This is a genomic window from Siccirubricoccus phaeus (genome assembly GCF_008360935.1).
GTDB lineage: Bacteria > Pseudomonadota > Alphaproteobacteria > Acetobacterales > Acetobacteraceae > Siccirubricoccus > Siccirubricoccus phaeus.
Genome location: NZ_SRXO01000016.1, coordinates 50,742 through 68,168 on the forward strand (window position 1 = coordinate 50,742; position 17,427 = coordinate 68,168).

The following is a 17,427-nucleotide window of genomic DNA, read 5'->3' on the forward strand; positions in this document are numbered from 1 at the left end:
AAATAGCAGCAAGAAACGCGCCGCTCCGGCTGACGCCCCGCGGGACCGCGTTGCCCGTTGCCCTGGCGCGGCTTTGCCGCGCCAGGCTGTGCGAGGCGCCGATCGGAAGGGCATCCGGGGCCCCCATAAAGGCGCGCAGCGCCTTTATGGGGATCGCTTCACCCCCCAGAAGGTCGGGAAGCCCGGCTTCACGCCGGTGATGGTGTTGCGGTAGCCGACCGGCTGGATGTACTGGCCGAGCGGAATGCTCGGCACGTCCTGCATGCACTGCACCTGCATGTCGCGGCAGATGGCCTGCTGCGCTTCCTGGTTCGGCGCCTCGAACCAGGCGTCGCGCAGCGCCTCCAGCTTCTCGCTGACGCACCAGCCGGGCCAGGCGCCCTGCTCCTTGCCGTTGCCGCGGATGGCGTAGTGGTTGGCGGGGTCCATATGGTCCGCCCCTTCCCAGCCGGTGTTGAAGAGGCTCCAGCCGCCCTGGTCCACCGGGCCGCGGTTGTTGCGCCGCTGCAGCATGGTGCCCCAGTCGGTGGCGATGAAATCCACATTCATGCCGATGCGGTTCATCATGTCGGCGGCGACCTCGCCGATCGCCTTGAACTGGGCGTAATCGGCGGCGACCAGCATCGCGACCTTCTCGCCGGCATAGCCGGCCGCCTTCAGCATCTCCTTCACCTTGGCGTAGTCGCGCGGGCCCTTGAGGGGCTCGAGGCCGGCCTCGCTCGCCATCGGCGTGCCGGGGCAGAAGACGCCGTGCGGCACGTGGTACATGGCGGGGTCGGGGCCGACGATCGCCTGCATCATGTCCGCCTGGCTGATGGCGTGGAGCATCGCGCGGCGCACCGCCGGCTTGTCGAAAGGCGGCTGCAGATGGTTCAGCCGCATCATGTCCACCTGGCCGGTGGGGTTGTTCACCTCCAGCCTGATGCTGCGGTTGCGGCGGAGCAGCGGCAGCAGGTCGTGGGTCGGGTTCTCCCAGAAATCCTGCTCGCCCTGGATCAGGGCGGAGGCCTTGGTGGCGGCGTCCGGGATGGTGGTCCATTCCACGCGGTCGAAGAAGACCTGCTTCGGCCCGGCATTCCATTGCAGCGGGCCGTCGGCGCGGGGGACGTATTTCTCGAACTTCGCATAGACGTTGCGGCTGCCGGCGATGCGCTCCTCGGCCAGGAAGCGGAAGGGGCCGCTGCCGACCATCTCCGGGATCGGGCGGAAGGCGTCCACATTGGCCAGGCGTTCGGGCAGCATGGCCGGCATCGGGCTGCTGATCTTGCCGAGCGCCTCGGGCAGCAGCGGGAAGGGCTTCTTCAGGCGGAAGCGGATGGTGCGGTCGTCCGGGGCGGAGAGCTCGTCGGTCGCCGCCATCAGCGCGCCGCCCAGCGCGTCGCGCTTCGCCCAGCGGCGGATGGAGGCGACGCAGTCGCGCGAGGTCACCTTCTCCCCGTCGTGCCAGAGCAGGCCGGGACGCAGCGTCAGGGTCCAGAGCCTGCCGTCATTCTCCACCACATGGCCTTCGACCATCTGCGGATGCGGGCGGAAATTCGCGTCCATGCCGTAGAGCGTGTCGAAGATCATGTGGCCGTGGCCGCGGGTAACGTAGGCGGTGGTGCCGTGCGGATCGAGCACGGCGAGGTCGATCTGCGGGATGAATTTCAGCGTGGTGGCGGCCTGGGCGCGCAGGAAGCCGGGCGCGGCCATGGCGGCCGCGCTGGCGGCGAGGCCAGAGGCGAGGAAGGAGCGGCGGTTCATCGGAAGCGTCCCTGTTTGCGGCGAAGGCTCTGGCGGCCGGCCTGGCGTTTTCGGGAGGCTAGCCTGCCACGTGCCGCGCTGGAAACCTTTCCGCACCGCAGGGTGGCGGGGCTTCGCGGCCGAGCCGGAGGGCGCCGCGCCTGGACCTCGCCGCCCGTTGTCCCGGCGCGGCTTTGCCGCGGCGGGCTGTGCGAGTCATCGGCAGGACAGCGCCCCCGGGGGTCCCCGCGGCGGCGTGCGGCGAGATCGTGGGGATTTCCCGCGCCGCCCGTTGCCCCGGCGCGGCTTTGCCGCGGCGGGCTGTGCGAAGCCTCAGAAGGACAGCGCCCCCGGGGCCCCCATGAGGTTGCGCAGCAACGTCATGGGGAGCTTCAGAACGGAACGCAGCGGACGATGTCGTCATGCCCGCGGGCGAGGGTGGCCATGGTGCCATCCGGGCATTCCTGCGCCTGCACATTGGCTGCGGCCGGCAGGCCGGACATCCAGCGCACGGTCTGCACCCGGGGGCGGCTCTTCGTCGCCAGGCGCCGCGGCGCCGTGTTGGCGGAGGCCGCCCGGGCATCCCGCACCATCCCCACCTGGCCGCGCATGGCGGAACGCTGCACCGGCGCCGTCACCCGCTGCGCCGCCTGGCGCCGGCCGGCCTGGCGTTGCGCGGCGGGGCGATGCGCCGCCGGACGCGAGGCCGTTTGCTGCTGCGCCGGCCGGCTGGCCGCGGCGGCCGGACGCGGCGCCACCACCGCCAGGCGCTGCGCCACCACCCTTGCCTGCGGCGCCGGCGACCTGCCCTGCCCCTCCGGCTTCTGCCCCGCGGCATAGGCCGGGACCGCAAGCAGCATCAGGCCAAGGACGGCAAGGGGAGCGAAGCGCATGGGCAATCCTCTCGAATCCGTGAGCCTTATTACGCCGTATTACGTCAAATGCGGCAAGCCCAGATACTCCTGGCTTTGCATTTCCATCAAGCGGCTCGCAGTCCGCTCGAACATCGCGGCGTTCTCACCTGATTCGTAAAGGTTGTCCGGGGCAGCCATCGCTGAAGCCACGAGTTTGCAGCGATGTTCGTACAATGCATCCACCAGCGTCACGAAACGGCGAGCCCGATCGAAGTTCTCCGGACCCAGCCTTGGGATGCCATCCATCACCAAAGTGTGAAAATGCGTGGCCAGCGCCAGGTAGTCGGCCGGGCCCAAAGGCCGGCCGCAGAGCGACTCGAAATCCATCCGGGCGACGCCGCGCGCCGCCTCCGGCACCTCCAGCACCCGCCCCAGCACGGTGAGCTGCGCGGGGGTGCCGTGCGCCTCGCCCGTCAGCTCCAGGAAGGCGGCGTCCAGGGCGCGCTCGGCACGGCCATCCACCGGGGAATGCCAGGTGGGCAGGCCGCGGATGCGCTCGCGGCGATAATCGCGCTCGGCCTGCAGGTGCAGCACCTCCAGCCGCTGCTTGATGAGGGCGATGAAGGGCAGGAAGGCGTCGCGGCCGGGCTTGCCCTTGAAGAGGTTGTCCGGCGCGGTGTTGCTCGTCGCCACCACCACGACGCCGCGGGCGAAGAGCGCCTCGAACAGCCGGCCGAGAATCATCGCATCGGTGATGTCGTGCACCTGGAATTCGTCGAAGCAGAGCAGCGCCGCCTCGGCCACGATGCTGTCGGCCAGCGGCGGGATAGGGTCCTCGCCGCCCGGATTGGCCTGCTTCCAGCGATGGATGCGCTGGTGACAGTCCTGCATGAATTGGTGGAAGTGGATGCGCTTCTTCCGCGGCACCTCGGCGCAGGCGAAGAAGAGATCCATCAGCATGGACTTCCCGCGGCCGACCTCGCCGACGAGGTAGAGGCCCTGGGGCACGTCCGGCGCCTCCTCCACCGGCTTGCGGCGGAAGAAGCGGGAGAGCAGCCCGTTGCCGCCGCCATTCTGGGCGGGCTCCGGCTTCGGGTCGTAGCCGCGCAGGCGGCGCCAGAGATCCTGCAGCACCTCCGCGGCCCGGGCCTGGGCGGGGTCCGGCTTCAGCGTGCCGGCGGCAAGGCGCGCGCGATAGGCCGCCAGCGGGCCTTCGGCCGCGGCGGGAAGGGGGGCGGCATCCATGCCGGCGGGATAACCCGGGCCCGCCGGCTTGGCCAGGGCGGTCGGGCCGGGCGCGGGCCTTACCGGACCGTCCTCACGCCAGGCCTCACCCCCGGGCCGCTCCGGTCCCGGCGGCGGTCGGCGAAAAGCAGCGCAGACGGGCGCGAGGCTCCCTGGAGCCCCGCGCGTCACGCCGCGCCCTTGGGCCACTCCGGTTCCGGCAGCGCGCGAAAGCGGCGGCCAACGGGCGCGATGCCCCCCGGAGCCCCCCGCGCTGCGCCTCGCCCCCGCGCTGCGCCTCGCCCCCGCGCCGCTCCGGTCTCCCGGCAGCGGGCGGCAGCGGCGGCCGGGGGCGTTCCTGTCGGTTTTGCGCCATGATCCTGCGGCAATCACGCCGGCCATGCACCCCTTCGCCCCGCATCGCTATATCCGCCTGCTCCGTCACCGGGTCCGCCGCCGGGCCGCCCTGCGCACCTGGGTCCGGCGCAGCGAATTCGCCGTGGTGCTGCTGGCGGTGCTGATCGGGGTGGGGGTGGGCCTGGCCGCCTGGGGCATGGGGGCGGCGGCGCATGGGCTGCAGCGCCTGCTCTACGGCTTCGGGCCGGAGACGCGGCTTTCCACCGCCACCTTCCTGCCCGACTGGCGGCTGCTGCTGGTGCCGCCGCTCGGCGGGCTGGCGCTGGCCGGGCTCAATCGCCTGATCCGGCGCTGGCGGCCGAAATCCCCGGTGGACCCGATCGAGGCGAACGCCCTGCATGGTGGCCGCATGTCGCTGAACGACGCGGTGGTGGTGGGCGCCCAGACCGTGCTGTCCAACGGCGTCGGCGCCTCGGTGGGGCTGGAGGCGGGCTACGCCCAGGCCGGGGGCGGCATCGCCTCCCGCCTCGGCCGGGCCTTCGCGCTAAGGCGGGCGGATCTGCGCATCCTGGTCGGCGCCGGCACGGCGGGGGCCATCGCCGCCGCCTTCGACGCGCCGCTGACCGGCGCCTTCTACGCCTTCGAGCTGGTGATCGGCACCTACAGCATCGCCTCCCTCTTCCCCGTCATCGCTTGCGCGGTGACGGCGGTGCTGGTGGCGCGCGGGCTTTCCGCCGGCACCTATGCGGTGGTTACCTCGGTGCCGAGCGTGATCGACAGCGCCGCCTATCCGCTGGCGCTGGCGGTCGGGGCGCTCTGCGGCCTTTGCGCCATCCTGCTGATGCGCGGCGTCGGGCTGGCGGAGGCGCTGCTGGCCCGGCTGCTGCCCTCCCCGGCGCTGCGGCTGCTGCTGGGTGGGCTGGCGGTGGGCGGGCTGGCGCAGATCTCGCCGGTGGCGCTTTCGGCCGGGCATGGCGCGCTGCACCTCGCCTTCGTCACGGAGGCGCCGGCCTGGCCGGTGCTGACCCTGCTGCTGGTGAAGGCGCTGGCGGCCATCCTCTCCATCGGCAGCGGCTTCCGCGGCGGGCTGTTCTTCGCCTCGCTGCTGATCGGCGCGCTGGGCGGCAAGCTCTTCGCCGGCGTGATGGCACTGCTGGCGCCGCCGGGGCCGGATGCACTGCTGATGGCGGTGGTGGGGATGAGCGCCTTCGGCGCCGCCGTCATCGGCGCGCCGCTGGCGATGACCTTCCTGGCGCTGGAGACCACGGGGAGCCTCGCTGTCACCGGGCTGGTGCTGGCCGCCGTCGCGGTCTCCGGCCTGCTGGTGCGGCGGCTGTTCGGCTATTCCTTCGCCACCTGGCGCTTCCATCTGCGGGGGGAGGCGATCCGCAGCGCGCATGATGTGGGCTGGGTGAACGACCTGACGGTGGGGCGGATGATGCGGCGGGATCCGCGGCGGGTGCCGGCGGAGACCAGCCTGGCGAATTTCCGCCGCCTCTTCCCGCTGGGCGCCGCCGCCCAGGTGGTGGCGGTGGATGAGGCCGGGCGCTATGCCGGCCTGGTCTCCGTGCCGGAGGCGCATGCGGCGGCGCCGGAGGGCGGGCTGGGCCCGTTGCTGCGGCATCGCGGTACGGTGCTGCTGCCGGCGATGAATGCGCGCGACGCGATCGCCGCTTTCGAGGCGGCGGAGGCCGATGCGCTGGCGGTGGTGGAGCCGGCCAGCCGCCAGGTGCTGGGGCTGCTGACGGAAACCCATCTGCTGCGCCGCTATGGCGAGGAGGTGGAGAAGAGGCGGCGGGAGGAGAGCGGGTTGAGCGGAGCGGGATGAACCGCCGGGTCTGAAACTCGGACCGGGGTCCGGGGCCAAGTCCTGGCCCCGGCGGGGGTGCAGGGGGCAGCGCCCCCTGCCAGGGGGGGTGGCGGCACTGCCGCCAGCGACCGAAGCCCTACTTCTTCACCGGAATATTCACCTTCCCCCCCGGCGCCGCCGGGTCCCGTCGGTTCACCCCCACCTCCCGGTCCTCCGGCGGGTATTGCGCTTCCGGCCGCTTGTCGCGCGGCGGTGCCTTGGGGCCGTCCCGGGTGACGTGGCTGGTGATCGTGTCCTCCATCGGCGCGCCGGCGCCGGGGTGCTTCGGGTCGTCGGCCATGGCGGGCTCCTGCGGCTGTTGCCGCAACAACGCCCCCCGCCGGGCGCGGGTTCAGGCCCGTTCCGCCGCCGCCCTGGCCGTGCCCGGCACCGCGCCGCCGCCATCCGCCGCCTGCGGCGACAGCGCCGCTTCCATCGCTTCCCGCAGCGCGGCCAGCTTGCGCTCGTTCTCCACCTTCAGCCCGAACACGTCCTTCACGTAGAAGACGTCCACCGCCCTGACGCCATAGGTGGTGATGTGGGCGGAGCCGATCTGCAGCCCCTCTCCGCTGATCGCCGCCGTCACGTCGTGCAGCAGGCCGGGGCGGTCGCGGGCATTCACCTCGATGACCGTGTGGGTGTTGCTGGCGTGGTTGTCGAAGACCACGCGGGGCGGCACCGTCACGGCGCGCAGCCGGGCCGGCTCGCGCCGCACCTTGCGGATCTCCTCCCGCAGCCGGAGGCGGCCGGAGAGCGCCTGTTCCACCAGCACGGAAAGCCGTGCCAGGCGGTGCGGCGCGTCGAAGGCGCCGCCGGCGGCGTCCTGCACCCAGAAGGTGTCGAGCGCCATGCCGTTGGTCAGCGTATGGATGCGCGCATCCACGATGGAGGCGCCGGCCACCGCCAGCGCGCCCGCGATGCGGCTGAACAGGCCGGGATGGTCCGCGGCATAGACGGTGATCTCGGTGACGGCGCGGCTTTCGAGGACGCGGGTGCGGACGGTCAGCGGCGCCTGGCTGGCCTCGGCCTCGCGGATCAGCGCGGCGTGGCGGGCATGGGTGTCGGCGTCGAAGGAGAGCCAGTAGCCGGGATAGCCGAGGGCGAGGAATTTGTCCCGCTCCGCGGCCGGCCAGGCGGCCAGCATGGCGGCGGCGGCCTCCCGCGCGCGGGCCACGCGCACGTCGCGCTCCGGCACGGAAAGCCCGCCGGCCAGCACCTCCGCCACGCGCCAATAGACCTCGCGCAGCAGCGTCGCCTTCCAGCCATTCCACACCTTGGGGCCGACGGCGCGCATGTCGCAGACCGTGAGGACCAGGAGCAGGCGGAGGCGTTCGGGGGATTGGACGAGGTCGGCGATGTCGAGGACGGTCTTGGGGTCCTCGATGTCCCGCTTGAAGGCGGTCTGGCTGATCAGCAGGTGGTGGAGGACGAGCCAGGAGACCGTCTCCGTCTCCTCCGGCGTCAGGCCGAGCCGCGGGCAGAGCTCGGTGGCGATGCGGGCGCCGAGTTCGGAATGGTCCCCGCCGCGGCCCTTGGCGATGTCATGCAGCAAAGCGGCCATATAGAGGGCACGGCGGGATTGGAGCTGGCCGATCAGCTCGGAGGCGACGGGGGCGACTTCCTGCAACTCGTTGCGCTCGATCTGCTGCAGCACGCCGATCGCCTCGATGGTGTGCTCGTCCACGGTGAAGACGTGGTAGGTGTCGAACTGCATCAGCCCGACGATGCGGGCCCAGTCCGGGATGAAGCGGGAGAGGAAGCCCGCCTCGTTCATCAGCCGCAGCCATTGCGCCGCGTCGCGGCCGGTCAGCAGATCGAGGAAAAGGGTTTTCGCTTCGGGGTTGTCGCGCAGCCGGCTGGCATGGTGGGCGTTGCGGATCAGGGCGCGGATGGCGAGGGGATGGATCTCCAGCTTGCGGTCCCGCGCGGCTTTCAGGATCCGCAGCATCAGCACCGGCTCGCGGGAGAAATCCCGGTTGGGCGGGGCGGCCACCAGCTTGCCGTCGGCGAAGGCGAGGCCGGCCTCGGCCAGCGCCGCATCGCCCTGGCGCCGCGTCGCCGGCGGGCCCAGGGCGGCGCGCTCGATGGCCGGCTCCAGGATGCGGGTCAGGCGGAGCACGTCGCGCACCGTGAGGAAGAGGTGCTTCATGAAGCGCTCGACGCCGTTCTGCCGGCCGCGCGGCATGTAGCCCATGCGGGCGCCGACCACCGGCTGGAAATCGAAGGTCAGGCGCTCCTCGGCGCGGCCGGCGACGTAGTGCAGGTGGAAGCGGACGGTCCAGAGGAAATTCCAGGCCCGGCGGATGGCGCGCGCCTCATGCTCCGTCAGCAGCCCGCCGCCGGGGCTCTCGGGCCCGACGAGCTCGGGCATGCGCTGGGTGTTGAAGGCGTAGCGGGCAAGCCAGTAGAGGGTCTGCAGGTCCCGGAGGCCGCCGCGCCCCTCCTTCACATGCGGCTCCACCAGGTAGGGGCTGTCGCCGTAGCGGGCATGGCGGCCAGCCCGTTCCGCCCGCTTGGCGGCAAGGAAGGGGCCGAGGCCCCGCTCCTGGCGCTGCCTGTGGAACACCTCCTGGAAGCGCTCGAACACCCTGGGATCGCCGGCGAGGAAGCGGGCATCGACCAGGGCGGTGAGGACGGTGGTGTCCCGCCCCGCCTCCTCCATGCAGTCGCGGATGGAGCGGGTGGCGTGGCCGACCTTCAGCCCGAGGTCCCAGAGCAGGTAGAGGACGAATTCCACCACCCGCTGAGTGCGCAGCCCGGCCGTCTGGTCGGAGAGGAAGAGCAGGTCGATGTCGGAGAAGGGGGCGAGGACGCCGCGGCCATAGCCGCCGGTCGCGACCAGGGCGAAGGGGGCTTCCGCCCGCTCCATCGCATCCCGGGCCGGGACCATGGCCAGGGCATAGGCCTCGATCGCCTGCATGAGGCCGTCGGTCAGCGCCGCCAGCCAGCGGGCGGCGGCGAGGCCGGAGAGCTCATGCGCCTCGAAGCTTTCCTGCACCCTTTGCTGGATGCGGCCGAGATGCTGGCGCAGCAGGTCCAGCGCTTCTTCCCGCCGCATCGGGCCGCCGCCCTGGCCCCGGGTGAGCTGGGCGATCAGGTCCGGAATCACGGAAGGTGGTTCGGCCAGCGCGGCGGCGCGCTGGCCGGAAGCCCTGGCGGGGAGTGCGGCGGGCGAGGTCATTCGGGCTACTCTAGCCCGGCGCAATCGCCCTTGACAGTGCCATCGAGCAAGGCGCGGAGGCGGTAGAGCGCCGCCTGGGCCTCCCTGGGGCTCAGCGCGTCCGGATCGAGCGCCGCCAGCGCCGCCAAAGCCGGGTGGGATTCGGCCGGAGGCGGGCCGGGGTCGGGGACGGGCGCCGGGGGGGCGGCGGGGCGGGCGAAGAGGGGCAGCTCCTCCGACAGCGGGTCGAGGCCGCGGGCCCGGGCTTCCAGCGAGGCCAGCACCTCCGCCGCCCGGGCGAGGACGGCGCGCGGCACGCCGGCCAGCCGGGCGACATGCAGGCCCCAGCTCCGCTCGGCGGCGCCGGGGCCGACCAGGTGCTGGAACACCACCTCGCCGCGATGCTCCTTCACCCGCATGGAGGCGAGGGTCAGCTCCGGCAGCTTGCCGGCGAGCGCGGTCAGCTCGTGGAAATGGGTGGCGAAGATGGTGCGGCAGCGCAGCCGGTCATGCAGCGCCTCCAGCACCGCCCAGGCCATCGCGAGCCCGTCCCAGGTGGCGGTGCCGCGACCGACCTCGTCCAGCACCACCAGGGAATTCGGCCCGGCCTGGTTCAGGATGGCGGCCGTCTCCGCCATTTCCACCATGAAGGTGGAACGGCCGCCGGCCAGGTCGTCCGCCGCGCCGACGCGGGAGAAGAGCCGGTCCACCAGGCCGAGCCGGGCGCTTTCGGCCGGCAGGAACAGGCCGGATTGCGCGAGGATGGCGAAGAGCGCGTTCTGCCGGAGGAAGGTGGATTTGCCCGCCATGTTCGGCCCGGTGAGCAGGCAGAGGCGGCGGCCGGGGGACAGGTCGCAGTCATTCGGCACGAAAGCCGGTCCCCGGGCGCGGGCCAGGGCGGCGGCGACCACCGGGTGGCGGCCGCCCTGGATGCAGAATTCCGGCCGCTCCACCAGCGCCGGCCGGCACCAGCCGCCCTCGGCGGCCAGCTCGGCGGCGGCGGCATGGACGTCGAGCTCGGCGAGCGCGGCGGCGGCGGCGGCGATGCCGGGGGCGGCTGCCAGGCAGAGATCGCGCAGGTGGCGGGCGATCAGCCGCTCCCGCCGCGCCGCCTGCTCGGCGGCCTCGGAAAGGCGGCGGTCGAGATCGGCGAGCGCGGCGCAGGTGAAGCGGTGGCCATTGGCCATGGTCTGGCGATGGATGGGGGCGTAAGGGCCGGCGGCGCTGGGCGGGGCGTCCCGCAGCAGCTTCTCCCCGGCCGCCGAGGGGATTTCCGCCAGATAGCCGAATTGCTGGTGGTGCTTCACCTTGAGCGAGGCCACGCCCCAGGCCTGGGCAAGGTCGAGCTGCAGCGCGGCGATGGCGCCGCGCGCGTCATCCCGCAGCCGGCGGAGGCCGTCCAGCTCGCCATCATAGCCGGGGGCGAGCAGGCCGGGATCCTCCAGCCGCGCCGGCAGGGTTTCGGCCAGCGCCCGGGTCAGCTCGGCCGAGGGGTCGGGGTGCGGCACCAGCGCGGCGGCGGCGGCCTCCAGCAAGGGCGGGATGGGGGCGAGGCCGGGGGCGGCCAGCGCCTCCGCGATGCGGGCGGCGCGGGTGAGGCCGTCCCGCACCGCTGCCAGGTCGCGCGGGGCGAAGCGGTCCAGCGAGAGGCGGGCGAGCGCCCGGGCCATGTCCGGCGCCCCCTTCAGCAGGGCGCGGATGGCGGCGCGCAGCGGGGCGGCGGCGAGCAGCGCGGCCACGGCATCATGGCGGGCGGCGATGGCGCCGGCATCCGCCAGGGGGCTGGCGAGGCGGGCGGCCAGCTCCCGCGCCCCTGGCGCCGTCACCGTGCGGTCCACGGCGCCGAGCAGGCAATCCTTGGTGCCGCCCCGCTCGGCACGGAGGATTTCCAGGCTGCGGCGGGTGGCGGCATCCATCTGCAGCAGCCCCTGGCCGCCGCGCGATACCGGGCGGCCAAGGCGCGGCAGGGCACCCTTCTGGGTGAGGCGGACATACTCCACCGCCATGGCGGCGGCGGCCAGCTCCTCCGGGGCGAACTCGCCGAAGCCGTCGAGGCTCGCCACCTGGAAGGCCTCGGCCAGGCGGCGAGGGGCGTCGCGCGGCGGCGTCGCCTCCACCGGGGCCGGGCCGGCGGGCAGGGCAAGGCTGGCGGGCGCCAGCAGCTCCGCCGGCTCCAGCCGCGCCAGCAGGGCGGGCAGCTCCGCGGCGGGGAGCGACTCCGTGCCGAACAGTCCGGTGGTGATGTCGAGCCAGGCGGCGCCGATTCGCGGCCCGGAAGGCGCCAGGGCCAGCAGCCAGGCGGGCTTCGCCGCCTCCAGCAGGCTTTCCTCCGTCACCGTGCCGGGGGTGACGAGCCGCACCACCTCCCGCCTGACGGCCGGGGCCTTGCGGCGCTTCGCCTCCTCGGGCGTCTCCATCTGCACGGCGAGCGCCACGCGGAAGCCGCGGCGGATCAGCCGCGCCAGATAGGCCTCATGGCTGTGCGCCGGCACGCCGCACATCGGCACCTTGCGGCCCTGATGCTCGCCGCGGAAGGAGAGGGCGATGTCCAACGCCTCGCTCGCTGCCTCCGCATCGGCGAAGAACAGTTCGAAGAAATCCCCCATCTGGAAGAACAGCAGCGCATCCGGGTGAAGCTGCTTGCAGGCGAACCATTGCGCCAGGGCGGGGGAAGCGCCTGCGGCGCTGGGCAGGGGTTCGGGCAGGTCCATGCCGGCTTCCTAGAGCATTTTCAAGTCCGGCGGAATCGCCGGACGACTCGGAAAATGCGGCAGAACAAAGAGCTAGAGCGGCTTCACGCTGACTGCGCAGCGTGAAGCCGCTCTATCTTATTGATGGTAGAGCAGCTTCACGCCTCCGGGCGATTCCGCCCTTCGGCGATCTGCTCTAGCCTTGGTTTTCGGTGGCCTGCTCGTCCGCGAAGTTCGCTGGAAATCCAGCGAACTTCGCGGGACGGACACTGGCGCAAACTCCGATCAGGTGGAATCACCTGATCGGAGTAATTTGCTCGCTGTAGACCGTGATCGCCCGAGGTGGAATCACCGAAAAGCATGAATCACGCGATCAGACTAAAGCCGCCAAGGTCCGGCAGGAACAATCCCTGCCCGGCCCGGCAGGTTAAGCATGGTGGTTTTTAAGTTCCGCGCGCTTTCTCTTCGCCCTTGCGAAGCAGCCACCTTCCCTGGACCTCGCGCGGCTGCGATGCTGGGCGCTCGATCGCGGCTTCGCCGCATGGCTCTGGTTCGGGCCTGTCGGGACAAGGATGGGGGCGAAGGGCCGGGGCTGATCGCCGCCGGACCCCGGCCGCCGCCCGTTCTTCCGGCCGGTCCCTGTGAGGGTAAGGAACGCCGGAATGGACGATGTGCGCAATACCGGGCTGCCCAATGACGGGCGCACCGCCCGCATCACCGGCGAGGAAGCCCTGGCCATGCATGCCGAGGGCCGCCCCGGCAAGCTGGAGATCCGCCTGACCAAGCCGCTGGTGACGGCGCGCGACCTCTCGCTCGCCTATTCCCCCGGCGTCGCGGAGCCCTGCCTGCATATCCACCGCGACAAGACCCTGGCCTATGACTACACCTCCAAGGGCAATTTCGTCGCCGTCATCTCCAACGGCACCGCCGTGCTCGGCCTCGGCAATCTCGGCGCCGTCGCCTCCAAGCCGGTGATGGAGGGCAAGGTCGCCCTCTTCAAGCGCTTCGCCGATGTGGACGGGATCGATCTCTGCATCGACACCGAGGATGTGGATGCGATGATCAACGCCATCCGCTATCTCGGCCCCTCCTTCGGCGGGATCAACCTGGAGGACATCAAGGCGCCGGAATGCTTCATCATCGAGCAGCGGCTGCGCGAGCTGATGGACATCCCGGTGTTCCACGATGACCAGCACGGCACGGCGATCGTCGCCGCCGCGGGCCTCATCAACGCGGCGCATCTGACCGGGCGGGATTTGGCGACGACGAAGCTCGTCATCAACGGCGCCGGCGCCGCCAGCATCGCCTGTGCCGAGCTGCTGCGGGCCATGGGCATGCGGCCCGAGAACATCCTCATGTGCGACACCAAGGGCGTGATCTACCGCGGCCGGGTGGAGGGCATGAACCAGTGGAAATCCGCCCACGCCGTGGAGACCAAGGCCCGCAGCCTCTCCCAGGCGCTGGAAGGCGCCGATGTGTTCTTCGGGCTTTCGGTGAAGGGCGCGGTGACGCAGGACATGGTGCGCGCCATGGCGCCCAAGCCCATCATCTTCGCCATGGCGAATCCGGACCCCGAGATCACGCCGGAGGAAGCGAAGGCGGCGCGGCCGGACTGCATCATCGCCACCGGCCGCAGCGACTACCCGAACCAGGTGAACAACGTCCTGGGCTTCCCCTTCATCTTCCGCGGCGCGCTGGACGTGCGGGCCAGCACCATCAACGACGCGATGAAGATCGCGGCGGCGAGGGCATTGGCGCTGCTGGCGCGGGAGGACGTGCCGGAGGAGGTGGGCAGCGCCGGCGCCGGCAAGTCGCTGCGCTACGGGGCGGAGTACATCATCCCGAACGCCTTCGACCCGCGCCTCATCAGCCGGGTGCCGGTGGCGGTGGCGAAGGCCGCCATCGAGAGCGGCGTGGCGCGCAAGCCCATCACCGACCTGGCGCGCTACGGCCGGACGCTCGCGGCGCGGCTGGACGCCACGGCCAATGCGCTGGAGCTCATCACCGAGCGGGTGAAGGCCAACCCGAAGCGCGTGGTCTTCGCCGAGGGCGAGGAGGAGAAGGTCATCCGCGCCGCCATCGCCTTCCACAATGCCGGCTATGGCTACCCGGTGCTGGTGGGGCGGGAGGACAGGATCACCGCCACCTGCCATGCGCTGGGCATCCCCCTGCCGGACGGCATCGAGATCCGCAATGCGCGGATTTCCGACAGCAACCGGCGCTATGCCGACTACCTCTATGCCCGGCGGCAGCGCGAGGGCTTCCTGTTCCGCGACTGCCAGCGGCTGGTGAACCAGGACCGCAACGTGTTTGCGAGCTGCATGGTGGCGCTGGGCGATGCCGATGCCGTCGTCACCGGCCTGACGCGCAGCTACTCGGTCGCGCTGGAGGGCGTGACCTCGGCGATCGACCAGGAGGCGGGCAGCCCGCTTTTCGGCCTCACCCTCATGCTCGCGCGGGTCTCCGGCACGGTCTTCGTCGCCGATACCGCGATCCATGAACGGCCGGAGGCGGCGACCCTGGCCGAGATCGCCATCCGCTCCGCCGCCGCGGCGCGGCGGCTGGGGCATGAGCCGCGGGTCGCCTTCCTCTCCTTCTCCACCTTCGGCGATCCGAAGGGCCATATCCCCGGCTCCCTCCGCGAGGCGGTGCGGCTGCTGGACGAGCGCAAGGTGGATTTCGAGTATGACGGCGAAATGGCCGCCGATGTGGCGCTGGACCCGGCGCTGCGCGCCCGGCTCTATCCCTTCAGCCGGCTGAGCGGCGCCGCCAATGTGCTGGTGATGCCCGGGCTGCATGCGGCGCATATCCTCACCCGCGCCACGCCGCGGCTGACCAGCGCCACCACCATCGGGCCGCTGCTGATGGGGCTGTCCCGCCCGGTGCAGATCGTGCCGATGGATGCCAGCGTGAACCAGTTGCTGGACATGGCCTGCCTGGCGGCGCACGCCGCCATCGCGCGATGATGCGCCGATCGCCCGCGCGAAGCGGCGGTGCGGATCGGCCGCGCAATGCTCATGCCCGCTCGCCCGAGCGGCGCGGGGGCGTGAAGCGGTTGCGCCAAAGATGACCTCGCCGCTCTTCACCATCGGCTATGGCGAGGCGACGCCCGGGCGGGTGATCGCCGCGCTGCAGGCGGCCGGCGTCACCACGCTGGTGGATGTACGGGCCGTCGCCAACAGCCGCAAGCCGGGCTTTTCCAAGGGCGCGCTCTCGGCGGCGCTGGCCGAGGCGGGGATCGGCTACCTGCATCTCCGCCCCCTCGGCACCCCGCCGGCGGGGCGGGAGGCGGCGCGCAGCGGCAGGCCAGCGGAGATGCGGCGCATCTTCTCGGCGCATCTGGCGGGCACCGAGCCCCAGGCGGCGCTGGCGGCGCTGACGGAACGGGCCGGGCGGGAAAGGCTTTGCCTGCTCTGCCTGGAGGCCGACCCGGCGCAATGCCACCGCACCCTGGTCGCAGAAGCGGTGGCGGCCCAGGCGCCCGGAGTGGTAGTGGAGCATCTTCACCCCGCCTGAGGCTGCCGATGCCGCAATGCCTTCTGGTGCTGCACACCCTGGACCAGCTTAGCCCGGATGCGCGCCGGGCCTTTGCCGATTCGCTCTATGAGATCTCCGCCGAGCACTGGGCGGTGCAGCCCGGCGCGACGCTGGTCGCCACCGGCACCTCCCCCGCCTATCTGCTGGCGCATCTGCGCGGCGTGTTGCGGCGGCAGAAGGCGCCGGAGGTGCCGCTGCTGGTGACGCGCATCCGCGCCGATCTGGCCATGGCGGGCCAGCCGGCGGGCGGCGCCGCCTGGCTGCAGGCGCTGCTGGACGAGGCGGAGCCGGAGGGCGAGGAGGAATAGCGCCGCCCTGGGGCATGATCCGTTCGCCTGCGCTCACGGCTCATGCTCCAGCTCCGCCCGGATCGCAGGGAGTCACGCTTCAGGTGACGCCGCCGAAAGCGATCGCGCCCTACCGTGCCACCCGCCGCATGTTCCAGAAGACCGGGAAGCCCACCGGCAGCACCTCCGCCACGTCCGCCCGATGCGCTGCCGGGACGGAGAATTGGCCGTTGAAGAGCATCAGCGCCTCGTCATGGACGAGGCGCTGCATCTCCGCCGCGATCGCCTGCCGCTTCGCCGCATCCGGCTCCTTGCCGAATTGCTCCAGCAGCGGCGTCAGGGCCGGGGCGCAGTACCAGCCCGGGTAGTTCTGGCCGCAATTATACGCCACGGCGTAATGGGCCAGCGGGTTCAGGATGTCGAAGCCGGTGAAGACCACGGGCATCAGGTTCCAGCCGCCCCGCCCCGGCGGCTCCCGGGAGAGGCGACGCTGCGCCTGGCTGCTGTAGTCGCTGGCCAGCACATCCAGGTTGAAGCCGGCGCGCTTGAGGCGGTCGATGATGACCAGCGCCATCGGGTTCAGCGTCACGCTGTCCGTGCTGTGCAGCAGCACCACGGGTTCGTTGTTGTACCCGGAAGCGCGCAGCGCCTCGCGCGCCTTCTCGATGCTCGGGTTGCGCAGGCGTTCGGTGCCGGCCTCCGAGGCGTAGGGGCCGCCGCACATGAAGATGGACTGGCACCAGGGCATGGACATGCCGGCGGGCAGGCCGAGGCCGGCGATGATCTCGCCCTGGTCCATCGCAAGCTGCAGGGCGCGGCGTACGGCGGGGTTGTTGAAGGGCGGGTGCAGGTGGTTGATCTGCAGCGCGCCCATCATCTGGGCGATGGGGCGCGGATTGATCAGCCGCACATTGCGGTCCCGCTGCAGCCGGGCGATGAAATCCGTGGGGACGAATTCCAGGTAGTCCACCTCGCCCGCCTGCAGCGCGGCGACGCGGGTGGAGAAGTCGGGCAGGCTGACGAAATCCACCCGATCGAAATGCGGGACCTTGCCGCCGGCGAGGCCGTCCGCCGCTTCCTCCCGCGGCTTGTAGCGCGGGTTGCGGCGGAAGATGGCGCGGTCCCCCTGGCGCCATTCGCCGCGGTCGAAGGTGTAGGGACCGCTGCCGATGCTCTCCGGCACCGGGCGGGTGATCTCGGTGGCCGCCAGCCGCGCCGGCATCATGAAGGGGATCTGCGCCGCCGGCTTGCCGATCGCCTCGATCACCTGGCTGAAGGGCTCACGGAGTTCGAGCACGAAGGTGCTGGCATCCACCACGCGGAAGCCCTTGGCCGCCGCCATCAGCCGGCCGCCGAGGCCGTCCCGCCGGCCCCAGCGTTCGAGGGAGGCGACGCAATCCTCGGCGGTGACGGGCTTGCCGTCGTGCCATTCGAGGCCGGGGCGCAGGCGGAAGGTCCAGGTGAGCTGGTCGGCGCTCGGCTCCCACCCTTCCAGCATCTGCGGCTTGTAGTTGCCCTCGCCATCCATGCTGATCAGCGTGTCGTACACCAGGTAGCCATAGGCGCGCGTCACGTTGGAATTGGTGATGATGGGGTCGAGCACCTGCAGCTCGAGATTCAGCACGGCGCGCAGCGTGCTGCCCTGCGCCTGCGCCCCAGCCTCGAATGACAGGGCGGGCAGCAGGGCGAGGATGGCGGTGGCAATGATCCGGCGCATTGCGGTCTCTCTCCTTCGGAGAGGCGTTTC

General features: G+C 71.7%; 11 protein-coding genes. 4 read left to right on the forward strand and 7 right to left on the reverse strand.

Features of this window, described 5'->3' with window-relative positions:
• Nucleotides 1-144 precede the first annotated feature (144 nt).
• The 3 genes from E5N76_RS20415 to zapE all read right to left on the reverse strand — a co-directional run bounded on the left by E5N76_RS20415 (nucleotide 145) and on the right by zapE (nucleotide 3,821).
• On the reverse strand, nucleotides 145-1,743 hold the full coding sequence (locus E5N76_RS20415; RefSeq protein WP_149539170.1) for an ABC transporter substrate-binding protein: 1,599 nt from the start codon (nucleotides 1,741-1,743) through the stop codon (nucleotides 145-147).
• 371 nt (nucleotides 1,744-2,114) lie between these two features.
• Nucleotides 2,115-2,582, reverse strand: coding sequence for a hypothetical protein (locus E5N76_RS20420; protein ID WP_149539171.1), 468 nt, complete (start codon nucleotides 2,580-2,582; stop codon nucleotides 2,115-2,117).
• A 72-nt stretch (nucleotides 2,583-2,654) separates the two neighbouring features.
• Complete coding sequence (zapE, locus tag E5N76_RS20425; protein ID WP_149539172.1) at nucleotides 2,655-3,821, reverse strand: cell division protein ZapE; 1,167 nt, start codon at nucleotides 3,819-3,821, stop codon at nucleotides 2,655-2,657.
• 379 nt (nucleotides 3,822-4,200) lie between these two features.
• Between zapE and E5N76_RS31085 the strand changes: the two genes are divergently transcribed.
• A complete protein-coding gene (locus E5N76_RS31085; RefSeq protein ID WP_149539173.1) occupies nucleotides 4,201-5,985 on the forward strand; it encodes a chloride channel protein in 1,785 nt (594 codons plus the stop codon).
• 118 nt (nucleotides 5,986-6,103) lie between these two features.
• On the opposite strand, the gene E5N76_RS20435 is transcribed toward E5N76_RS31085, so the two are convergent.
• From E5N76_RS20435 to mutS, 3 genes are read right to left on the reverse strand one after another with little or no spacing between them, the layout of a single operon-like run.
• Nucleotides 6,104-6,307 (reverse strand): hypothetical protein, encoded by a 204-nt coding sequence (locus E5N76_RS20435; protein WP_149539174.1) that lies wholly within the window; start codon nucleotides 6,305-6,307, stop codon nucleotides 6,104-6,106.
• 51 nt (nucleotides 6,308-6,358) lie between these two features.
• Nucleotides 6,359-9,187: a [protein-PII] uridylyltransferase gene (locus E5N76_RS20440; protein WP_149539175.1), complete on the reverse strand. Its 2,829-nt coding sequence runs from the start codon at nucleotides 9,185-9,187 to the stop codon at nucleotides 6,359-6,361.
• A gap of 5 nt (nucleotides 9,188-9,192) precedes the next feature.
• Nucleotides 9,193-11,877, reverse strand: coding sequence for a DNA mismatch repair protein MutS (gene mutS, locus E5N76_RS20445; RefSeq protein ID WP_149539176.1), 2,685 nt, complete (start codon nucleotides 11,875-11,877; stop codon nucleotides 9,193-9,195).
• A gap of 641 nt (nucleotides 11,878-12,518) precedes the next feature.
• Between mutS and E5N76_RS20450 the strand changes: the two genes are divergently transcribed.
• The 3 genes from E5N76_RS20450 to E5N76_RS20460 all read left to right on the forward strand — a co-directional run bounded on the left by E5N76_RS20450 (nucleotide 12,519) and on the right by E5N76_RS20460 (nucleotide 15,701).
• Nucleotides 12,519-14,822, forward strand: coding sequence for an NADP-dependent malic enzyme (locus tag E5N76_RS20450; RefSeq protein ID WP_149539177.1), 2,304 nt, complete (start codon nucleotides 12,519-12,521; stop codon nucleotides 14,820-14,822).
• 100 nt (nucleotides 14,823-14,922) lie between these two features.
• The gene (locus E5N76_RS20455; protein ID WP_149539178.1) at nucleotides 14,923-15,372 is read left to right on the forward strand and encodes a DUF488 domain-containing protein; all 450 of its coding nucleotides are present in this window, start codon (nucleotides 14,923-14,925) and stop codon (nucleotides 15,370-15,372) included.
• 8 nt (nucleotides 15,373-15,380) lie between these two features.
• Nucleotides 15,381-15,701, forward strand: coding sequence for a hypothetical protein (locus tag E5N76_RS20460; protein WP_149539179.1), 321 nt, complete (start codon nucleotides 15,381-15,383; stop codon nucleotides 15,699-15,701).
• A gap of 109 nt (nucleotides 15,702-15,810) precedes the next feature.
• Here the strand turns inward: E5N76_RS20460 and E5N76_RS20465 are convergent, their stop codons facing one another.
• Nucleotides 15,811-17,397, reverse strand: a complete 1,587-nt coding sequence (locus E5N76_RS20465; RefSeq protein ID WP_149539180.1) for an ABC transporter substrate-binding protein — start codon at nucleotides 17,395-17,397, stop codon at nucleotides 15,811-15,813.
• Between the last annotated feature and the right edge of the window lie 30 nt (nucleotides 17,398-17,427).